General features: G+C 51.7%; 14 protein-coding genes. 10 read left to right on the forward strand and 4 right to left on the reverse strand.

Annotated features, from left to right (window positions below; all coding sequences use genetic code 11):
* Positions 1-111 precede the first annotated feature (111 nt).
* Both CLR69_RS20745 and CLR69_RS20750 read left to right on the forward strand, forming a co-directional pair.
* Positions 112-1,500: a nucleobase:cation symporter-2 family protein gene (locus tag CLR69_RS20745; RefSeq protein WP_129713055.1), complete on the forward strand. Its 1,389-nt coding sequence runs from the start codon at positions 112-114 to the stop codon at positions 1,498-1,500.
* A gap of 157 nt (positions 1,501-1,657) precedes the next feature.
* Entirely contained in the window at positions 1,658-3,349 is a 1,692-nt protein-coding gene (locus CLR69_RS20750; RefSeq protein WP_129713054.1) for an AsmA family protein, read from the forward strand.
* A 311-nt stretch (positions 3,350-3,660) separates the two neighbouring features.
* Here the strand turns inward: CLR69_RS20750 and fabY are convergent, their stop codons facing one another.
* The 4 genes from fabY to typA all read right to left on the reverse strand — a co-directional run bounded on the left by fabY (position 3,661) and on the right by typA (position 7,825).
* Complete coding sequence (gene fabY, locus CLR69_RS20755) at positions 3,661-4,602, reverse strand: fatty acid biosynthesis protein FabY (RefSeq protein WP_129709456.1); 942 nt, start codon at positions 4,600-4,602, stop codon at positions 3,661-3,663.
* A gap of 124 nt (positions 4,603-4,726) precedes the next feature.
* The gene (gene dtd / locus CLR69_RS20760) at positions 4,727-5,164 is read right to left on the reverse strand and encodes a D-aminoacyl-tRNA deacylase (protein ID WP_014702091.1); all 438 of its coding nucleotides are present in this window, start codon (positions 5,162-5,164) and stop codon (positions 4,727-4,729) included.
* Between the two features lie 64 nt (positions 5,165-5,228).
* Positions 5,229-5,840 (reverse strand): glucose-1-phosphatase, encoded by a 612-nt coding sequence (gene yihX, locus CLR69_RS20765; RefSeq protein ID WP_129713053.1) that lies wholly within the window; start codon positions 5,838-5,840, stop codon positions 5,229-5,231.
* Between the two features lie 161 nt (positions 5,841-6,001).
* Positions 6,002-7,825 carry a ribosome-dependent GTPase TypA gene (gene typA / locus CLR69_RS20770; protein ID WP_010298147.1) on the reverse strand — a complete coding sequence of 608 codons (1,824 nt, stop codon included), beginning with the start codon at positions 7,823-7,825 and terminating at the stop codon, positions 6,002-6,004.
* Between the two features lie 369 nt (positions 7,826-8,194).
* Here typA and glnA point away from each other — a divergent pair, with 369 nt between their 5' ends.
* From glnA to sucC, 8 genes are all read left to right on the forward strand, one after another.
* On the forward strand, positions 8,195-9,604 hold the full coding sequence (gene glnA / locus CLR69_RS20775; RefSeq protein ID WP_015842300.1) for a glutamate--ammonia ligase: 1,410 nt from the start codon (positions 8,195-8,197) through the stop codon (positions 9,602-9,604).
* A gap of 204 nt (positions 9,605-9,808) precedes the next feature.
* Complete coding sequence (gene glnL / locus CLR69_RS20780) at positions 9,809-10,858, forward strand: nitrogen regulation protein NR(II) (RefSeq protein ID WP_005968247.1); 1,050 nt, start codon at positions 9,809-9,811, stop codon at positions 10,856-10,858.
* Positions 10,859-10,866: 8 nt separating this feature from the next.
* Complete coding sequence (gene glnG, locus CLR69_RS20785; RefSeq protein ID WP_039349760.1) at positions 10,867-12,279, forward strand: nitrogen regulation protein NR(I); 1,413 nt, start codon at positions 10,867-10,869, stop codon at positions 12,277-12,279.
* Positions 12,280-12,422: 143 nt separating this feature from the next.
* Complete coding sequence (locus CLR69_RS22940) at positions 12,423-12,545, forward strand: YshB family small membrane protein (RefSeq protein WP_015842303.1); 123 nt, start codon at positions 12,423-12,425, stop codon at positions 12,543-12,545.
* Positions 12,546-12,824: 279 nt separating this feature from the next.
* Entirely contained in the window at positions 12,825-15,572 is a 2,748-nt protein-coding gene (locus CLR69_RS20790; protein WP_129713052.1) for a 2-oxoglutarate dehydrogenase E1 component, read from the forward strand.
* A gap of 39 nt (positions 15,573-15,611) precedes the next feature.
* Entirely contained in the window at positions 15,612-16,820 is a 1,209-nt protein-coding gene (odhB, locus tag CLR69_RS20795; RefSeq protein WP_129713051.1) for a 2-oxoglutarate dehydrogenase complex dihydrolipoyllysine-residue succinyltransferase, read from the forward strand.
* A gap of 13 nt (positions 16,821-16,833) precedes the next feature.
* Positions 16,834-18,264 carry a dihydrolipoyl dehydrogenase gene (gene lpdA, locus CLR69_RS20800; RefSeq protein WP_129713050.1) on the forward strand — a complete coding sequence of 477 codons (1,431 nt, stop codon included), beginning with the start codon at positions 16,834-16,836 and terminating at the stop codon, positions 18,262-18,264.
* A gap of 21 nt (positions 18,265-18,285) precedes the next feature.
* Positions 18,286-19,458, forward strand: coding sequence for an ADP-forming succinate--CoA ligase subunit beta (gene sucC, locus CLR69_RS20805; RefSeq protein ID WP_129713049.1), 1,173 nt, complete (start codon positions 18,286-18,288; stop codon positions 19,456-19,458).
* Positions 19,459-19,461: the final 3 nt, after the last annotated feature.

Consider the following 19,461-nt stretch of genomic DNA (forward strand, 5'->3'; position numbering starts at 1 on the left):
TTTTTCATCAGACAAAATTCATATCGAAAAGGTGAGTTAGCAAACGTTTGCTTTCGACAAAGAGATCATTAAAATGCGCTTTTTGTCGTTTCAGGAACGCCAACTTACATCATGACTACCACCACGGAAACGTCCCAAACAGAAACCGCTGCCACACCTCAGCGCAGTGAACTCATCTATCGTCTTGAAGACAGGCCGCCGCTGCCGCAAACGCTGTTTGCCGCCAGCCAGCATCTGCTTGCTATGTTTGTTGCAGTAATTACCCCCGCGCTGCTGATCTGTCAGGCATTAGGTTTACCCGCCCAGGATACGCAGCACATCATCAGCATGTCGCTTTTCGCTTCCGGCCTAGCCTCTATTCTACAAATTAAAACCTGGGGTCCAGTCGGTTCTGGTTTGCTGTCAATTCAGGGCACCAGCTTTAACTTCGTGACGCCGCTGATTATGGGTGGACTGGCGCTGAAAAACGGTGGAGCAGACGTTCCGACGATGATGGCAGCACTGTTCGGTACATTGATGGTTGCTTCCTTCACCGAAATCATTCTTTCGCGCTTCCTGCATTTAACCCGCCGTATCATTACCCCGTTGGTTTCCGGCATTGTGGTAATGATCATTGGTCTGTCACTGATTCAGGTCGGCCTGACCTCTATCGGTGGCGGCTACGCCGCAATGGGTAATAACACCTTCGGCGCGCCCAAGAACCTACTATTAGCGGGTGCGGTGTTGCTGGTGATTATTCTGCTGAACCGTCAGCGTAACCCCTACCTGCGCGTCGCCTCGCTGGTGATTGCCATGGCGGTAGGTTATCTGGGTGCTTGGCTAATGGGTATGCTGCCAGAAAATGCACCGGCGCAACACGATACGGTCATTATGGTACCCACGCCGCTGTATTACGGTTTAGGCTTTGACTGGAACCTGCTGATCCCACTGATGCTGGTATTCATGGTGACATCGTTAGAAACCATCGGTGATATCACCGCGACCTCTGACGTTTCAGAGCAACCGGTCAGAGGCCCGCTGTACATGAAACGCTTAAAAGGCGGCGTGCTGGCCAACGGCCTGAACTCTTGCCTTTCTGCCGTGTTCAACACCTTCCCTAACTCTTGTTTCGGCCAGAATAACGGCGTCATCCAGCTTACGGGTGTTGCCAGCCGCTATGTCGGTTTTGTCGTTTCACTGATGCTGATCGCACTGGGGTTATTCCCCGCCGTTAGCGGATTTGTACAGCATATTCCAGAGCCCGTTCTGGGCGGTGCCACTATCGTGATGTTTGGTACTATCGCCGCCTCTGGTGTGCGCATTGTGTCCCGTGAACCACTAAACCGCCGTGCGATCATGATCATTGCGCTGTCATTGGCTGTCGGTCTTGGCGTATCGCAGCAGCCATTGATTCTGCAATTTGCACCGGACTGGATTAAAACATTACTGTCTTCCGGTATTGCCGCTGGCGGGATTACGGCAATCGTGCTGAATATGGTCTTCCCACACGAAGAAAAATAGCGCCAGCACGCAATAATTTCTGTTCAGTTCATGTAAAAGCGAGCGGTGATGCAACACTGCTCGCTTTTTACTGTCTGTAACAGCATTACCTATTGAGCCTTCAGGGAAATTGCGGCATAAGAACAGTTCTCCCTGACGATTGGCATGGACTGACACGATGAAATTTATCGGGAAATTATTGCTGACCCTACTACTCCTAGCCTTTTTAGCGCTGGTGGTGGTCTACGTATTACTGCAAACCAGTTGGGCGGCAGGCTGGGTAAGTAATTGGGTAAACCAGAACACCGACTACCAGTTATCACTGGGAAAAATTAATCATGACTGGTCAACCGCCGATCATATCCAACTCACCGACGTCAGTTTTGGTCAGAAAAACCAGCCGCCGACCCTCACTGCAAAGCAGGTTTCCGCAGGGTTTAGCGTGCGTCAAATTACCGAACCGCGCCATTTTGCTAGCCTGGAACTGGAAGGCGGAACGCTAAACCTTTCCTCACAGGCTGCCACGCTCCCTATCGAAGCCGATGTACTACAGTTGCGTACAATGGCATTGCAGGCAAAGGACGGTGATTGGCGCCTGAATGGTCAACAGATCAACGGCGGTATTATGCCGTGGCAGCCCGAAGCGGGTTATCTATTGGGCAAAGAAGGGCAGTTTCAGCTCAGCGCGCGTTCACTCGAACTCAACGATATTCCTGCCAGTCAGGTATTGGTTCAGGGCGAAATCAACCACAACCAGCTGATTCTGAGCAATTTCGGCGCTGATGTCGCTCAGGGGCAGTTAACGGGTAACGCCAGCCGCGCAGAAGATGGCAGTTGGCAGATAGGTAGCCTACGGCTCAGCAATGTTCGTTTGCAAACACAGAGAACGCCGGAAGCCTTCTGGCAGCCCGTCACCGAATTGCCTTCCGTTACGGTTAACCGCTTTGACCTGATTGATGCCCGTATTGAAGGGCCAGGATGGGCATTTATCGACCTTGATGTCGCACTGCAAAATGTCACATTTAAGCAGAATGACTGGCAGAGCGAAGGCGGTACGCTGTCGTTCAATGCCACCGACATTGTGAACGGCAACATGCATCTCATCGACCCTATCGTGAATCTGGATTTGTCACCGGCGGGCGTTGCCATCAAGCAATTCTCTACCCGCTGGGAAGGCGGCCTGCTGCGAACCAATGGCAATTGGCAGCGTAGTAATCGCCGTCTACAGTTGAACGAATTTGTTGTCGCTGGGATGGAATACACGCTCCCTGGCGACTGGCGTCAGCGCTGGCAAGCGACACTGCCATCATGGCTAGCGGAAGTGAATGTGCGAAAATTCACGGCGAATCGCAACCTGCTAATCGATATCAACCCGGATTTTCCTTTCCAGCTGACCGCATTAGATGGCTACGGCAGTGATTTACTGCTGGCTCGTAATCACCAGTGGGGAATGTGGACAGGATCGTTGAACCTTAATGCCAGCGATGCAACGTTCAATAAAGTCGATGTGCGTCGTCCTTCGATGGCACTGGTCGCCGACGATAACCAGATCGCCATTAACGAACTCAGCGCATTTACGCAAAATGGCATGCTGGATGCCAAGGCGACTATCAATCAGCAACCAGCACGTAACTTCTCCCTGTCACTGACAGGGCGAGCCGTACCACTGGATGTTCTGACGCGTTGGGGATGGCCTGAACCTGCAACCGCAACGACGGGCAACACGAATCTGCAATTGCAGTTGAATGGGCGGATTGCCGCCGATACACCGCTAAAGCCGACGTTAAACGGTACGCTGCAAGCTGTGGATAGCAACGATCACACTGTCAGGCAGCAAATGCATCAGGGAACGGTGACGGAAACGCCATAACGATTACGTTTTCAAAATATGGTCGTGCAGCAAAGTATCGTAGCGTCATAGCGTGCTGAAACAACAGGGTAAACCCTCATACAGGCCACTAACGTATAGTCTTAGGGGGAGATACGGTGATGAGGCTCCCACTGGGATGCCTCGCACCGTGTTAGCACGCAGTATCTCGATCCTTAAACGCTCGGCATTAGGATAAACCCCGTGAAAACCACGGGAATCACTAAAACGAAATACAGATGTCATGAGGTACTGCTGGTTAGCGCGAAGAATGATGTACGGATGGGAAGAACGTCATAACGTCCAGCCGTAGGTTAATCCACTTCTGACCCGCCCTCTTCCAATGGCGCATCCGGTTGAGCAGGCAGCACAATATACACGCCCTCAAATAGCGCCCCTTTATGGTCATCACCGAATAGCTCAACGTTTAACTGCACACGTGCCTTACGCCCGCGCGCAAGACGATCCAGATCGCCACTCAGCGACCCTAAATCAGCAATAGCACTCGGTCGGCCACTTACTGGCATGCTGTAACGAATATGCGCATCCGCCAGAATGATCGTTCCACCAAGGTGCCGTTCGCGCAGCAATAGCCAAATCAATCCCCAACCCGTGAGCGTAGCGAGAGAAAACATGCTGCCAGCAAAAAGCGTGTGATGCGGGTTCTGATTACCCGCTTCAGGCATGGTAGTGATAAATTTTTTCCCAGTGTACTGGCTTATCCGTACGCCCATTTTTTCACTTAGAGGGATATGATCGTACCAGGCCTGTTGCAACTGCCCGCACCAGTCAGCACGGTGCAAAATATCATCCAACGTCGCCACTGGCTTGATCATCAGGAAGTGCCGCACAGGCGTGGTTTGTGGCGCAGTGATTTCCCCTTGATTAACAAAGCCCAACTTGGAGAAGAAATCCATTGCGTCTTCGCGGGCACTACAGACTACGCGCTTGACACCTTCCTGACGTGCAACAGACTCCAGAGTAATCGCAAGCAGTGTTCCTAACCCTTTTCCCCGTAGATCGGGATGGACGGCTAGAAAGCGGATTGCCGCCTCATTATCCGCATTGATAGAAAGACGCCCAATCGCGACCATCCTTCCTTGTTCATCGACCACTGTTTGGTGGTGCGCCAATGCATCATAGGCATCGCGCTCAGAACCTAGCGGCTGGTGTAGAGGTTTACGCAACATTTCCCAGCGGAATTGATAGTACGCATCCAGTTCTTCCGCGCTTTCAGGTACTCTCAGATGATACATAACCCTTCCTCTGTGCCGATGATGCTTTAGTGCACCATGCTTCATAAGATCTCAAACTGCCAACAAACTACTACACGGAACAACAACGGTGACACCGCTTTTATAACCGATGTCTGTAACCCAATTATGTCTGTAGCCAGAACGTCACCGGGCCATCATTCACCAATGCCACTTTCATATCCGCCGCAAACTGTCCCGTTTCCGTATGAACACCTTGCTCACGACACTGCCCGACAAAATACTGATAGAGACGATCGGCCTCTGAGGGATGCGCACCACGAGAAAACCCAGGTCGCATGCCACGCTGCGTATCAGCCACCAGCGTGAACTGGGAAACCACCAGCACGTTACCGCCAGCCTGACGCACATTGAGGTTCATTTTCCCATCATCGTCACCGAATATTCGGTAGCCCAACACGCGTTCGCAAAGTCGCGTGGCTTTTTGTTCGTCATCGCCCTGCTCAACACCCAGCAATATCAGCAAACCCTTATCGATTTCCCCAATGATATTGCCTTCTACCGTAACGCTGGCGCTGGAAACTCGCTGAATTAGCGCAATCATAAAACCCAACTACTCCTGATGTTATTGTTCTCAATAGGGACTGTATCCACCCCTGCGATATAAATCATGCTTTGGCCGTCGTCACCTGCATAGCGAAAAAGTCCGGCACTACCTGACGATCGGTCACCAGAATGCTGTAAATGCCCAAACTCTGAGCAGCATCGACGTTAGCGGAATTATCGTCAAAAAAGACGGCTTGAGCTGGCGTAGCGCCTTCCTGCGTCAGAACATATTGATAAATTTCCAATTCCGGCTTACGTAATCCAATGTCTTGAGACAGATAAAGTCGGTCAGCTGCAGCTCCCACTTCCGGGAATAACGCCGGCCAGTGTGAACAATGGAGGCGGTTGGTATTCGACAGAATCACCACACGATGCCCTTCCTCACGCAGGCGCTGCATGATGTCGATAACCTCAGGACGCAACGCGACAAAAATAGCCTGCCAGCCAGCAGTGAACTGCTCAAAGCTCAGAGCAATGCCCATTTCCTGACACAGTCTGGTGGCAAATTCTTCATCGCTGATTTCACCCCGTTCATGCTGCTCAAACGCTTCCCCCATGACAAAGCGTTCTTGCAACGTCGCGAGCGGCGCGCTGCTCAGATTACTCCAGACGCCCAATACTCTTTTGAAATCAATATCAATGACGACATTACCCAAATCAAAGATATACAGCATGGCAGCCACCTCCTGACGTAATCGTAGGATTTTCACTGTAGCGGGAAATAGCGGAACTGAACAGGGAGGAAATATAAGGAAAGGTTAAAGTGGAAGAAAGCGCATAAAATTCAGGGCACCCGAAGGTGCCCTGTTGCGTAACAAGACAAATCCGTCAGAAATTAGACGTCTTTGCTGCCGCGGCTAGCGCGTTTACGATCGTTTTCGGTCAGGTGACGCTTACGAATACGAATAGATTGCGGTGTAACTTCAACCAGTTCGTCGTCATCAATGAACTCCAGCGCTTGCTCCAGAGACATTTTGATCGCCGGAACCAGTGTGGTTGCTTCATCAGTACCTGATGCACGCATGTTGGTCAGTTTCTTACCGGTCAGACAGTTTACTGTCAGATCGTTAGAACGTGAGTGAATACCGATGATCTGGCCTTCATACACTTCCGCACCGTGTCCGAGGAACAACTTACCGCGATCTTGCAGGCTGAACAGTGCAAATGCGACAGCTTTACCTTGACCGTTAGAGATCAGCACGCCGTTCTGACGCTGGCCGATTTCACCCGGACGTACATCATCGTAATGGCTGAAAGTGGAGTACAGCAGACCCGTACCAGACGTCATCGTCATGAATTCGGTACGGAAACCGATCAGACCGCGAGCTGGGATCAGGTAATCCAGACGGATACGACCTTTGCCATCTGGAATCATGTCTTTCACATCACCTTTACGCTCACCCATGGCTTGCATGACTGAACCCTGGTGCTGTTCTTCGATGTCCAGCGTAACGTTTTCAAACGGCTCTTGGTTACGACCGTCGATAACACGGTTAATAACCTTCGGACGTGATACGGCCAGTTCAAAGCCTTCACGACGCATGTTTTCGATCAGAACTGACAGGTGTAATTCACCACGGCCGGAAACGCGGAACGCATCGGCGTCTTCAGTTTCGTCAACGCGCAAGGCAACGTTATGTACCAGCTCTTTGTTCAGACGCTCCAGAATCTGGCGCGAGGTCACATACTTACCTTCTTTACCGCAGAATGGTGAAGTATTGACGTTGAAGAACATGGTAACCGTCGGTTCATCGACGCTCAGTGCTGGCAGCGCTTCGACATTCTGCGGATCGCAGATAGTGTCGGAAATGTTCAGCTCGCCCAGACCGGTAATCGCGATGATATCGCCCGCTTCCGCTTCAGTTGCGTCGATGCGCTCCAGACCCAGGTGAGTCAGAACTTTACCTACTTTACCGTTACGGGTTTTGCCTTCGCTATCAACAATAGTCACTTGTTGGTTAGGCTTAACTTTACCGCGCTTGATACGGCCGATACCGATAACGCCAACATAGTTGTTGTAGTCCAGCTGAGAGATCTGCATCTGGAACGGCGCATCCATCTCAACCTGAGGCGGAGACACATGATCGACAATCGCCTGATACAGCGGGGTCATATCTTCCGCCATGTCGGTATGGTCGAGTCCCGCGATACCATTCAGCGCAGAAGCATAAATGATTGGGAAATCCAGTTGCTCGTCAGTCGCATCCAGGTTCACGAACAGGTCGAATACCTGATCGACAACCCAGTCAGGACGCGCGCCAGGACGGTCAACTTTGTTGATAACCACGATTGGTTTCAGACCGTTGGCAAACGCTTTTTTGGTCACGAAACGAGTTTGCGGCATCGGGCCATCCATCGCATCCACAACCAGCAGTACCGAGTCAACCATCGACATTACACGCTCAACCTCGCCGCCGAAGTCGGCGTGTCCCGGGGTATCTACGATGTTAATACGATAGTCTTTCCAATTAATGGCGGTATTTTTTGCGAGGATAGTAATTCCACGCTCTTTCTCCAAATCGTTGGAGTCCATTACACGCTCGGTTGCTTCGACACGTTCACCGAACGTTCCGGATTGTTGCAACAGCTTGTCAACCAGGGTGGTTTTCCCATGGTCAACGTGCGCAATAATGGCGATGTTACGCAAATTTTCGATCACAGCTTTGCCTCAGGCATTTAGAAATAGCGCGCTATTGTACACGTATTAATCGAGGGACTAAACAAGATCACAAGCATCTATGATAAACAACCTAGAGCTGCCTGCTTTGTGATCCCTTTCACGGTGCAAAAGCGCAACAAGCGAACACGAATGCACTAAACAAGTGCAATAATTCACACATGGAGCACCATTTTGGTGCTTTAGACTATAATGGTGCAGTGGATTTCCGTGAGAAAGCCCCAAGTAGCAACACATTGCACACATTTAAAAAGTTGGCACACTTTTAGCTTTAGTCTACTCACGGCAACAACATCAATCCACAACGATATTCGTTCCACGACGATAAATGACCAATCGGGAGAACCAAGTATGTCCGCAGAACATGTTTTGACGATGCTGAATGAGCACGAAGTGAAGTTTGTTGATTTACGCTTCACGGATACTAAAGGTAAAGAGCAGCACGTCACCATTCCGGCTCATCAAGTCAATGCCGACTTCTTCGAAGAAGGTAAAATGTTTGATGGTTCCTCGATTGGCGGCTGGAAAGGTATTAACGAGTCAGACATGGTTCTGATGCCCGATGCCAGCACCGCGATGATTGATCCGTTCTTCGAAGATTCCACGCTGATCATTCGTTGTGACATCCTTGAGCCAGGCACCATGCAGGGCTACGACCGTGACCCGCGTTCTATCGCGAAACGTGCGGAAGATTTCCTGCGTTCTTCAGGCATCGCCGATACCGTACTGTTCGGGCCAGAGCCAGAGTTCTTCCTGTTTGATGACATCCGTTTCGGTAGCAGCACTTCCGGTTCCCACGTTGCTATCGACGACGTCGAAGCTTACTGGAACTCCGGTAAAGAATACGAAGGCGGTAACAAAGGTCACCGTCCAGGTCTGAAAGGCGGCTACTTCCCAGTTCCACCAGTCGATTCATCACAGGACATCCGTTCTGCTATGTGTCTGACCATGGAGCAAATGGGTCTGGTTGTTGAAGCTCACCACCACGAAGTGGCTACTGCTGGTCAGAACGAAGTGGCTACCCGCTTCAACACCATGACCAAAAAAGCGGACGAAATTCAGATCTACAAATATGTCGTGCACAACGTGGCTCACGCTTACGGTAAAACGGCGACCTTCATGCCAAAACCAATGTTCGGTGATAACGGTTCTGGTATGCACTGCCACATGTCTCTGTCTAAAGACGGCACTAACCTGTTCGCTGGCGACAAATACGGCGGCCTGTCTGAACTGGCTCTGTTCTACATCGGCGGTGTTATCAAGCACGCTAAAGCTATCAACGCCCTGGCGAACCCGACCACCAACTCCTACAAGCGTCTGGTTCCAGGCTACGAAGCACCAGTTATGCTGGCTTACTCTGCCCGTAACCGTTCTGCTTCAATCCGTATCCCAGTTGTTGCCAGCCCGAAAGCACGTCGTATCGAAGCGCGCTTCCCGGATCCAGCGGCTAACCCGTACCTGTGTTTCGCTGCACTGCTGATGGCTGGCCTCGACGGCATCATCAACAAAATCCACCCTGGCGATGCAATGGACAAAAACCTGTACGACTTGCCGCCGGAAGAAGAAGCAGAGATTCCAAAAGTTGCCGGTTCTCTGGACGAGGCCCTGGCTGCACTGAACGAAGACCGCGAGTTCCTGACCCGTGGTGGCGTGTTCACTGATGACGCTATCGAAGCGTATATCGAACTGCGTAAATCTGAAATTGACCGCGTTCGTATGACGCCACACCCAGTTGAGTTCGAACTGTACTACAGCGTTTAATAATCTCTGCCTTGGCGTGGTTGGGTGTGCTGATACCCAACCATGACCGATAAACAACAGAATACTAAGAAGTTTGTTCTTGTTGCCGTGGAAACGCTTCAGCCCATCTTCGGATGGGCTTTTTTCACCATCGGCATTGGCCGTTGCGACGTAACATCCATCATCCACACTACAATGCACCATGCTGGTGCGGGAGTCTGCGTTATGGCAACAGGCACGCTGCCCGATGCTGGGCAGATCCTAAATTCCCTGATAAACAGCATCTTATTGCTGGATAACGATCTGGCGATTCACTATTCCAACCCGGCAGCACAGCAATTACTGGCACAAAGTTCGCGTAAATTATCCGGCACACCGCTGCCAGACTTGCTGGGATATTTTTCTCTGAATATCGATTTACTGCGTGAGAGTCTGGATTCAGGGCAAGGTTTTACCGATAACGAAGTCACTCTCGTCGTGGATGGTAAAGCGCACATCATGTCGCTCACCGCTCAGCGGGTACAAAACGATTTTATTTTACTGGAAATGGCGCCGATGGATAACCAGCGCCGTCTCAGCCAAGAACAGCTTCAACATGCACAGCAGCAGGCCGCTCGTGATTTGGTCCGAGGCCTGGCGCATGAGATAAAAAATCCGCTTGGTGGATTGCGCGGGGCTGCACAGTTGCTTGCCAAGGCCTTGCCAGATCCAGCATTGACGGAATATACCAAGGTCATCATCGAACAGGCGGATCGTCTGCGTAATCTGGTTGATCGCCTGCTCGGGCCACAGCAGCCCGGCTTGCACGTCACCCAGAGTATCCATCAAGTCGCTGAACGCGTTTGCCAGCTCGTCTCGTTGGAAAAACCAGATAACGTGACGCTGGTGAAAGACTATGATCCCAGCCTGCCAGAGTTGACGCACGACCCCGACCAGATTGAACAGGTACTGCTGAATATTACCCGCAATGCGCTACAGGCGCTGGGTGAGGAAGGCGGAACCATTACGATACGTACTCGAACGGCTTTTCAGCTTACTCTGCACGGCGTGCGCTATCGTCTTGCAGCACGTATTGACGTGGAAGATGACGGCCCCGGCGTACCTGCTCAGCTTCAGGACACACTATTTTACCCGATGGTGAGCGGACGCGAAGGGGGAACCGGTTTAGGGCTTTCCATCGCCCGCAGTCTTATCGACCAGCACTCCGGTAAAATTGAATTTAACAGTTGGCCAGGACACACCGAATTCTCGGTTTACCTGCCCATTCGCCAGTGAGGTTCACAATGCAACGAGGGATAGTCTGGATTGTCGATGACGATAGCTCCATCCGTTGGGTGCTTGAGCGCGCGCTTGCTGGTGCGGGTTTAACCTGCGCAACGTTTGAAAACGGAAATCAGGTACTGCATGCGCTAGCAACACAAACGCCTGACGTTTTGCTGTCCGACATCCGCATGCCAGGGATGGATGGATTAGCGCTCTTACAGCAAATCAAACAGCGTCACCCGATGCTCCCGGTCATCATTATGACGGCACATTCCGATCTGGATGCCGCCGTCAGTGCTTATCAACAGGGCGCGTTCGACTATTTGCCGAAACCGTTTGATATTGATGAAGCTGTCGCACTGGTTGAGCGTGCAATCAGTCATTATCTGGAACAACAGCAACCGGTACGCAATCAGCCGATCAATGGCCCGACAACGGACATTATTGGCGAAGCACCTGCCATGCAGGATGTCTTTCGCATCATTGGTCGCCTATCTCGCTCATCGATCAGCGTGCTGATTAACGGCGAATCGGGAACGGGTAAAGAGCTGGTGGCACATGCCCTGCATCGCCACAGCCCACGTACCAAAGCCCCTTTTATTGCCCTGAATATGGCCGCCATTCCCAAGGATCTGATCGAATCGGAATTGTTTGGTCATGAGAAAGGCGCATTTACGGGCGCGAACCAAATTCGTCAGGGCCGCTTTGAACAGGCCGATGGCGGTACGCTGTTTCTGGATGAAATCGGCGATATGCCGCTAGACGTGCAGACACGCCTGTTGCGCGTATTAGCCGACGGGCAGTTTTATCGCGTTGGCGGCTATGCCGCGGTGAAGGTGGATGTCCGCATTATCGCGGCAACACACCAAAATCTTGAGCAGCGTGTGCAGGAAGGTAAATTCCGTGATGACCTGTTTCATCGCCTGAATGTGATCCGCGTTCATTTGCCACCACTGCGTGAACGTAGGGAAGATATTCCCCGCCTGGCGCGTTATTTCTTGCAGGCGACGGCCAAAGAGCTGGGCGTCGAGCCGAAAAATCTGCACCCAGAAGCGGAAACCGCGCTAACCCGTTTACCGTGGCCCGGTAACGTGCGCCAGTTAGAGAACACCTGCCGCTGGTTGACGGTCATGGCTGCCGGTCAGGAAGTGCTGATTCAGGATCTGCCGCCTGAGCTGTTCGAGACCACAGCGCCCGATTCTACCGTGCATATTCTGCCTGACAGTTGGGCAACGCTATTGGCACAATGGGCCGATCGCGCGCTGCGTTCCGGTCATCAAAATCTGCTAGCGGAAGCACAACCAGAAATGGAAAGAACCCTGCTTACGACAGCATTACGGCACACGCAGGGACATAAACAGGAAGCCGCAAGATTGCTGGGATGGGGCAGAAATACCCTGACGCGTAAACTAAAAGAGCTGGGAATGGAGTAGCGAGATTGTTTTTTTATTGCTCAATTGTTAATAAACAAACTGGTGATTAAAAATACAATCTGGCGCACGAAATTGTCATTAATTTGTCCTTTACTTGCCTCGAGTCAGCAGTATGATCGTGTCGCTGATTCGGGAGGAACACCATGCTGGACTCATTGATTTCCGTTGCAACACACGGCGCTGAAATTGGCTCCGCGGCAAGCCATTCGCCGCAGGCTGCTATTGCCGCCGTTTTGTGTGCCGCACTGATTAACTTCTTTAGTTGATCCTATAAAAGCGCGAGAACAGCCAGTCGGTGTTAACATCGACTGGCTGTTTTTGTTATTACTTTTTTTCTCATCGAACAGCGTTATCGTCTCGCCTTACATTCATCTAGCCCTTCTTGTCACCTTTTCCGCCACCCGAAGTAAAATTGTTTCTCTTTCCAGCCACTCCTTCAGCAATAAAACAACATAAGCTATTGATAATAAATAACCTTAAAGGTTGGCACATTCCCTGCTAAGTCACGGGAGAGAAAAATGAGGTCACATTCATAGGAGACTATCATGCCAACCCGTACCCCACTCTCTGGCGAAAACGCTTCATTTCTGGAAGCCCTCTACAACATCTGGCTAGCGTCACCCAACGATCTCCCAGCCGATTGGAAAACGTTTTTTGCCTCTGGAACCACACCCGCCGACATTCTGGGAGGAGATTTACCCGGCAACACCGTTCTCTGGCTGAAAAAACAAGCCGCCGTCACCCAACTGGCAGACGCATTCCGGCGTAAAGGTCATTTGAAAGCCCACCTCGATCCGCTTTCTCTCTCTCCTTTATCAGATATTCCAGAGCTCACCCTGGCAGGCTGGGGGTTGAGCACTGAGGACTTATCCGCCGAATTCATGGTTAACGTCGGACGCCACACAACCATGATGTCGCTCAGGCAACTCCTGTCGCTACTGGAGCAAACCTATTGTGGCCATATCGGTTATGAGTTCGATCATGTAGACGATGCAGATGCGAAACGCTGGTGGCTGGAACGAATCGAACACCTGTCCCCGCAACAGGAAAGTGCCGAGAAAAGCCTGCACACGCTGGAAAAACTAATTGCAGCCGAAACTCTGGAGCGCTATCTCCATACCCGCTACGTCGGGCAGAAACGCTTCTCGCTCGAAGGCGCAGAGAGTGCTATTGCCGCACTGGATGGCGTAATCAACCACGCCAGCCAGCACGGTGTGGAAGAAATTGTGATGGGAATGGCACACCGGGGACGTTTGAATGTGTTGGTCAACATCATGGGGAAAGATCCGGCATTGCTGTTTGCCGAATTTGAGGGCCGACAGCCCATCGGAACGGGTTCTGGCGATGTTAAATATCACATGGGTTATGCCAGTAAAGTCGCCACATCGGCAGGGGTCATGCATCTCTCACTGGCTTACAACCCTTCTCATTTGGAAATCGTCAACCCAGTAGTACAAGGCCAGGTGCGTGCACATCAGCAGCGCCATCATCATCATGGTAAAGATAAAGTCATGGCATTACTCATTCATGGTGATTCAGCACTGGGAGGACTGGGCGTTAATCAAACCACCTTTAACCTTTCACAAACCGCTGGCTATGGTACAGGCGGCACACTTCATCTGGTTATCAACAATCAAGTCGGTTTTACCACTTCCAATCCGCATGACATGCGTTCTTCTCACTACTGTACTGATATCGCGAAAATGATTGGCGCCCCCATTATCCACGTCAATGGCGACGATGTAGATGCGATTTGTCAGGTCATTGCGCTGGCCTGTGAATGGCGTATGGCTTTCAACCGCGACATCGTTATCGATCTGGTCTGTTTTCGCAAATTAGGACACAACGAAAGTGACGAACCACGCCTGACTCAACCGTTAATGTATCAGGCCGTGGATAATCACCCCGGTATACGCACCCGTTATGGTGAAAAACTGATACAGCGCGGCCTGATAACAAACGAACAGCAAAACGGGATGATCGAGCGCTACCGCCAGTGGCTTTCTTCCTGTGCAATTACCGATGCCAATACCGCCGTGGAGACATCTCCTCTCAGGGATAATATCTGGGAGCGTTTTGACAATCGCAGCTGGCATGATGCGCCGAACACCAGCCTACCACTGAAAACACTGATGTCTTATGCAGACAAAGTGACTACCCTTCCTGATGAGATCGTGCCGCATCCGACGATTCAAAAACAGCTCGCACTACGTCAGAAAATGGGCAGCAATGAGGCCCCGCTGGACTGGGGCATGGCGGAAACACTGGCTTATGCCTCTCTACTGGACGACGGTGTTGGTGTACGGATTTCAGGAGAGGACTCTGGACGCGGCACCTTCAGTCACCGTCATGCAGTGGTACACAACCAAAAACCACAACAAAACGATCAGCGCCAATACATTCCACTTCAGCACATTAGTGACTCACAGGCCGATTTTCAGATCATCGACTCCGTTCTGAACGAAGAATCCATTCTGGCTTACGAATATGGCTATGCCAGTTCTGCCCCCGACCAACTGGTTATCTGGGAAGCACAATTCGGTGATTTCGCCAACGGTGCCCAGATTGCCATCGATCAGTTTATTTCCTCCAGCGAAACTAAATGGGATCGCTACTGTGGGCTGACCGTCATTCTGCCGCATGGTTATGACGGTCAGGGGCCCGAGCACTCTTCAGGACGTCTAGAGCGTTGGTTGCAACTCTGCGCAGAAAACAACATGCGGGTGGTGATGCCATCAGAATCCGCGCAAATGTTCCATCTCCTGCGGGGACAAATGTTAAGCAATATGCGCAAGCCGCTCATTATCTTCATGAGCAAACGCCTGCTGCGCTTCAAAGATGCCATGAGTCCGTTAACTGCACTGAGTGAGGGAGCGTTCCGGCCAGCGATCGCCGATGCGCGTAACCCGGATGCCAAAGATGTCACGCAAGTCATCCTGTGTGCGGGACAGGTCTATTATGACATCTTGCAGGCAAGAGAAGCTCAGGGATTAACCGATAAAGTTGTGTTGATCCGTGTTGAGCAGCTCTATCCATTTCCTCATCAGGCCCTCAAAGCGGCAATCTCGCCCTATCAACAGGTAAAAAACTGGCTATGGCTTCAGGAAGAACCCGCCAATCAAGGGGCATGGCGACAAATCCGTCATGAACTGGATCGCCTCCTTCCGGAAAACATGCACTTTCAATATGCCGGACGCCCCGCCGCCGCCGCTCCAGCTACCGGATATAGAGCCGTACATCAACAACAAATAGCCGATTTTCTCGCTGAGGCATTTCACTTCGTTAACGTTTGATAATTTTCATAAAAACAATCACGAATACCGGAGAAAAAAATGATAGAAATCAATGTCCCACAACTACCGGAATCCGTCACAGAAGGCGTTCTGGCAACGTGGTGCAAACAGGCTGGCGATATCGTCAAACGCGATGATGTTGTTGCTGAACTGGAAACCGACAAGGTCATACTGGAAATTCCCGCGCCTGCCGATGGCCTGTTATCCGAGCAGCTCATCGCCGAAGGCGAGAGCGTTACATCAGGTCAGCTACTGGCGCGGATCATTCCCCAGAACACCGCACCTTCCCCCACACCAGAAATTCCAACCGAAACGCCGATTGCCATGCCTGCCGCCCGCAAAGAGGCAATCCGTCAGGATATCGATCTGGCGCAGGTTACGGGTACCGGACGCCATAACAGAATAATAAAAGAGGATGTTCTGACGCAGGCTAGCCATACCAGCGCACCAACGGACACGCTTCCCACCGACACAGCCGTGCCAATACTCGACCGCCCAACAGATACAGTAGCAAAAACCACAATACCGGAGAAAAAACCGACGGATAGCCGACAAGAACGCCGCGAACCAATGAGTCGTCTACGAACACGGATCGCCGAACGCTTACTCGCTTCACAGCGGGAAAACGCCATTCTGACGACATTCAATGAAGTCAATATGCAAGAGATCATCACGCTGCGTAATACCTATAAAGCGCGTTTTGAAAAGCAACACGGGGTAAAACTGGGTTTTATGTCGTTTTTTGTCAAAGCTACCAGTCACGCGCTCCGTCAATTCCCTATCGTTAATGCCGCTATTGATGGGCAGAACATCATCTGGCGTGACTACTGTGATATAGGCATCGCGGTCAGCAGCGCACGTGGATTGATGGTTCCGATATTACGTAATGCTGAATTGCTGTCTCTGGCAGAAATCGAGCGCCAGATAAATGAGTACGCCGAATTAGCACGAGCAGGAAAACTACCGCTGGAAGCGCTACAGGGCGGCACATTTTCCATCACTAACGGCGGCACTTTCGGCTCCATGATGTCAACGCCAATCATCAACCCGCCCCAGTCTGCCATTTTAGGGATGCACGCCATCACGCCACGCCCGGTAGCAGAAAACGATTGTGTCGTTATTCGCCCGATGATGTATCTGGCGCTGAGTTACGACCATCGCCTGATTGACGGCCAGGAAGCCGTACAAACACTAGCGACGATTAAACGCCTGCTGGAAGCGCCTGCACAGCTTTTGCTGGATATCTGACAAGGGGAAAAACATGACAAAAGTGTATGACGTCGCCGTCATTGGTGCAGGTCCAGGCGGCTATATCGCCGCCATCAGAGCCGCACAACGTAAACTCGATACGATATGTATCGATGCGTTCACCAATGCCAACGGCGATCCTTCTCTGGGCGGCACCTGCCTGAATGTGGGCTGTATACCATCCAAATCTCTATTGCAATCTTCTGAGTTGTTTAACCAAATCAGTCATAAAGCACAGGAACACGGCATCACCGCGCACTCGGTGCAGATAAACGCCGCCCAAATGGTCCAGCGTAAAGACGATATCGTTGCACGGTTGACTCAAGGGATTGGCCTGTTGTTTCAGAAGAATGGCGTAACGACACTCGCCGGTCGGGCCACGCTGCAACGTTACGCTGACGGCATCTGGTGCCTTGATGTCACACAAGGAGGCGAATCACAAATCATCCAGGCGCATCACGTCATTATCGCCACGGGATCTCGTCCACGCGCACTCCCTGATATCACGGTAGACAACGAGCTGGTTCTGGATAATCAGGGGGCACTGGCAATGACGGTGCCCCCCAAACGGCTGGCGGTGATTGGAGCAGGCGTCATCGGGCTGGAGCTGGGTTCCGTCTGGAATCGGCTGGGTTCTGACGTCACATTACTGGAAATGGCAGAGACTTTTCTGCCTGCGCTGGAATCCCGTCTGGCAAAAGAGGCTCAGAAACAGCTGGCCGCTGACGGCTTACATATGCAGTTCGGTATCCGTATCGTCAAGATCGTCACACGCAAAAATGAGGTGCAGGTGACCTATGAACAAGGTGACCAAACTCATGAGCTGATCGTCGATAAACTCATCGTCGCTATCGGGCGAGAACCGATGCTGGAAGGGCTGGGAATCGAGGAGTTAGGGCTGGAGAAAGACATCCGGGGCGGGGTGGTAGTCGATGAATTTTGTCGCACCTCTCACCCGCAACTCTGGGCAATTGGCGATGTGGTTCGAGGGCCGATGCTGGCACACAAGGCGATGGCCGAAGGTGTCATGGTTGCCGATCTCATCGCGGGTCAAGCAGCGGAGCCGGTAGATTTTAATCTGATCCCCTGGGTGATTTACACCCATCCAGAAATCGCCTGGATAGGGCAATCTGAAGCACAGCTTAAACAGCGTGGTATCACGTTCAATAAAGGCAACGCGTTATTTGCGGCAAACGGGCGAGCGATGGCGTTAGGACAAGCGGAAGGGCGTGTATCGCTTTTGGCTGACGCCGCCAGCGATCGCCTTCTGGGCGCAACCATCATCGGTCCACAAGCCTCTGAACTCATCAATGAAATCGCGTTGGCGATGGCATTTTGCGCATCTGGAGAAGATCTCGCCTGTACCGTTCATGCACACCCGACGTTAAGCGAGGTGTTGCATGAAGCTGCACTGGCCATCAATAAACAAGCCCTGCACGGCTAACCATCCAAAACGGAAAACGATATGAACCTACATGAATATCAGGCAAAACGACTGTTGGCGACATTCGGGCTACCAGTGCCACGCGAGATCTATATTGATGCCTTGCCTCAGTTACAAGAGGCATGGGATGTACTGGCGGATAGAGAAAAAGGGGCAGTACTAAAAGCACAAGTCCATGCCGGAGGACGCGGTAAAGCGGGAGGAGTCAAGGTAGTAAACCACTATCAGAGCGCGAAGGAATTCACCCAAAATATGCTCGGTTCTCGGCTGGCTACCTATCAGACCGGACCAGAAGGCCAACCGGTTAGTGGCGTTCTGGTGTGTGAAAATATTTATCCAGTGCGTCAGGAACTGTACCTCAGCGCCGTGGTGGATCGCGGTAGTCAGTTAGTCACCTTTATCGCCAGCGCAGAAGGCGGTATGGAAATAGAACAGGTGGCGCAGGAAATGCCAGAAAAGATTTCCAAGGTGAGTATCGAGCCGTTAGTTGGCGTACAGCCTTGCCACATCCGTCAATTGGCATCCGTGCTAAAACTGGAAAAATCTCAACTGGTGGAGTTTGGCACGCTGATCGATAACATCTGGCAAGCATTCACCACGCAGGATTTCTCGCTGCTGGAAATCAATCCACTGGCCATCCTTCAGGACGGCCGTTTTATGTGCGTCGATGCCAAGATCACCATTGACGACAATGCGCTATACCGTCACCCCGAATTAGCCGACCTGCGAGATGAAACACAGGAAGATCCGCGTGAACGCGCCGCCGCCGCACTGGATCTGAATTATGTGGCGCTGGACGGCAATATCGGCTGCATGGTTAACGGCGCAGGGCTAGCGATGGCCACGATGGATATCATCAAACTCTATGGTGGTGAACCTGCCAATTTTCTTGATGTGGGCGGCGGTGCCACGCAAGAACGAGTAACGGAAGCCTTCAAACTCATTAGTTCCGACACTAAGGTGAATGGAATTCTGGTCAATATCTTTGGCGGTATTGTGCGCTGCGACATGATCGCAAAAGCGATCATCAACGCCTTACTACAGGAAAAAATTACCCTGCCTGTTGTCGCCCGCTTATCCGGCAACCATGCGGCGGAAGGCATGAGGCTGTTACGAGAAAGCGGATTGCCGATTACGCCCGTCCACACACTGGATGAAGCAGCACAGACCATCATTGCAACTGTCAATAACTAGGAG

The organism is Pectobacterium zantedeschiae, assembly GCF_004137795.1.
Lineage (GTDB): Bacteria > Pseudomonadota > Gammaproteobacteria > Enterobacterales > Enterobacteriaceae > Pectobacterium > Pectobacterium zantedeschiae.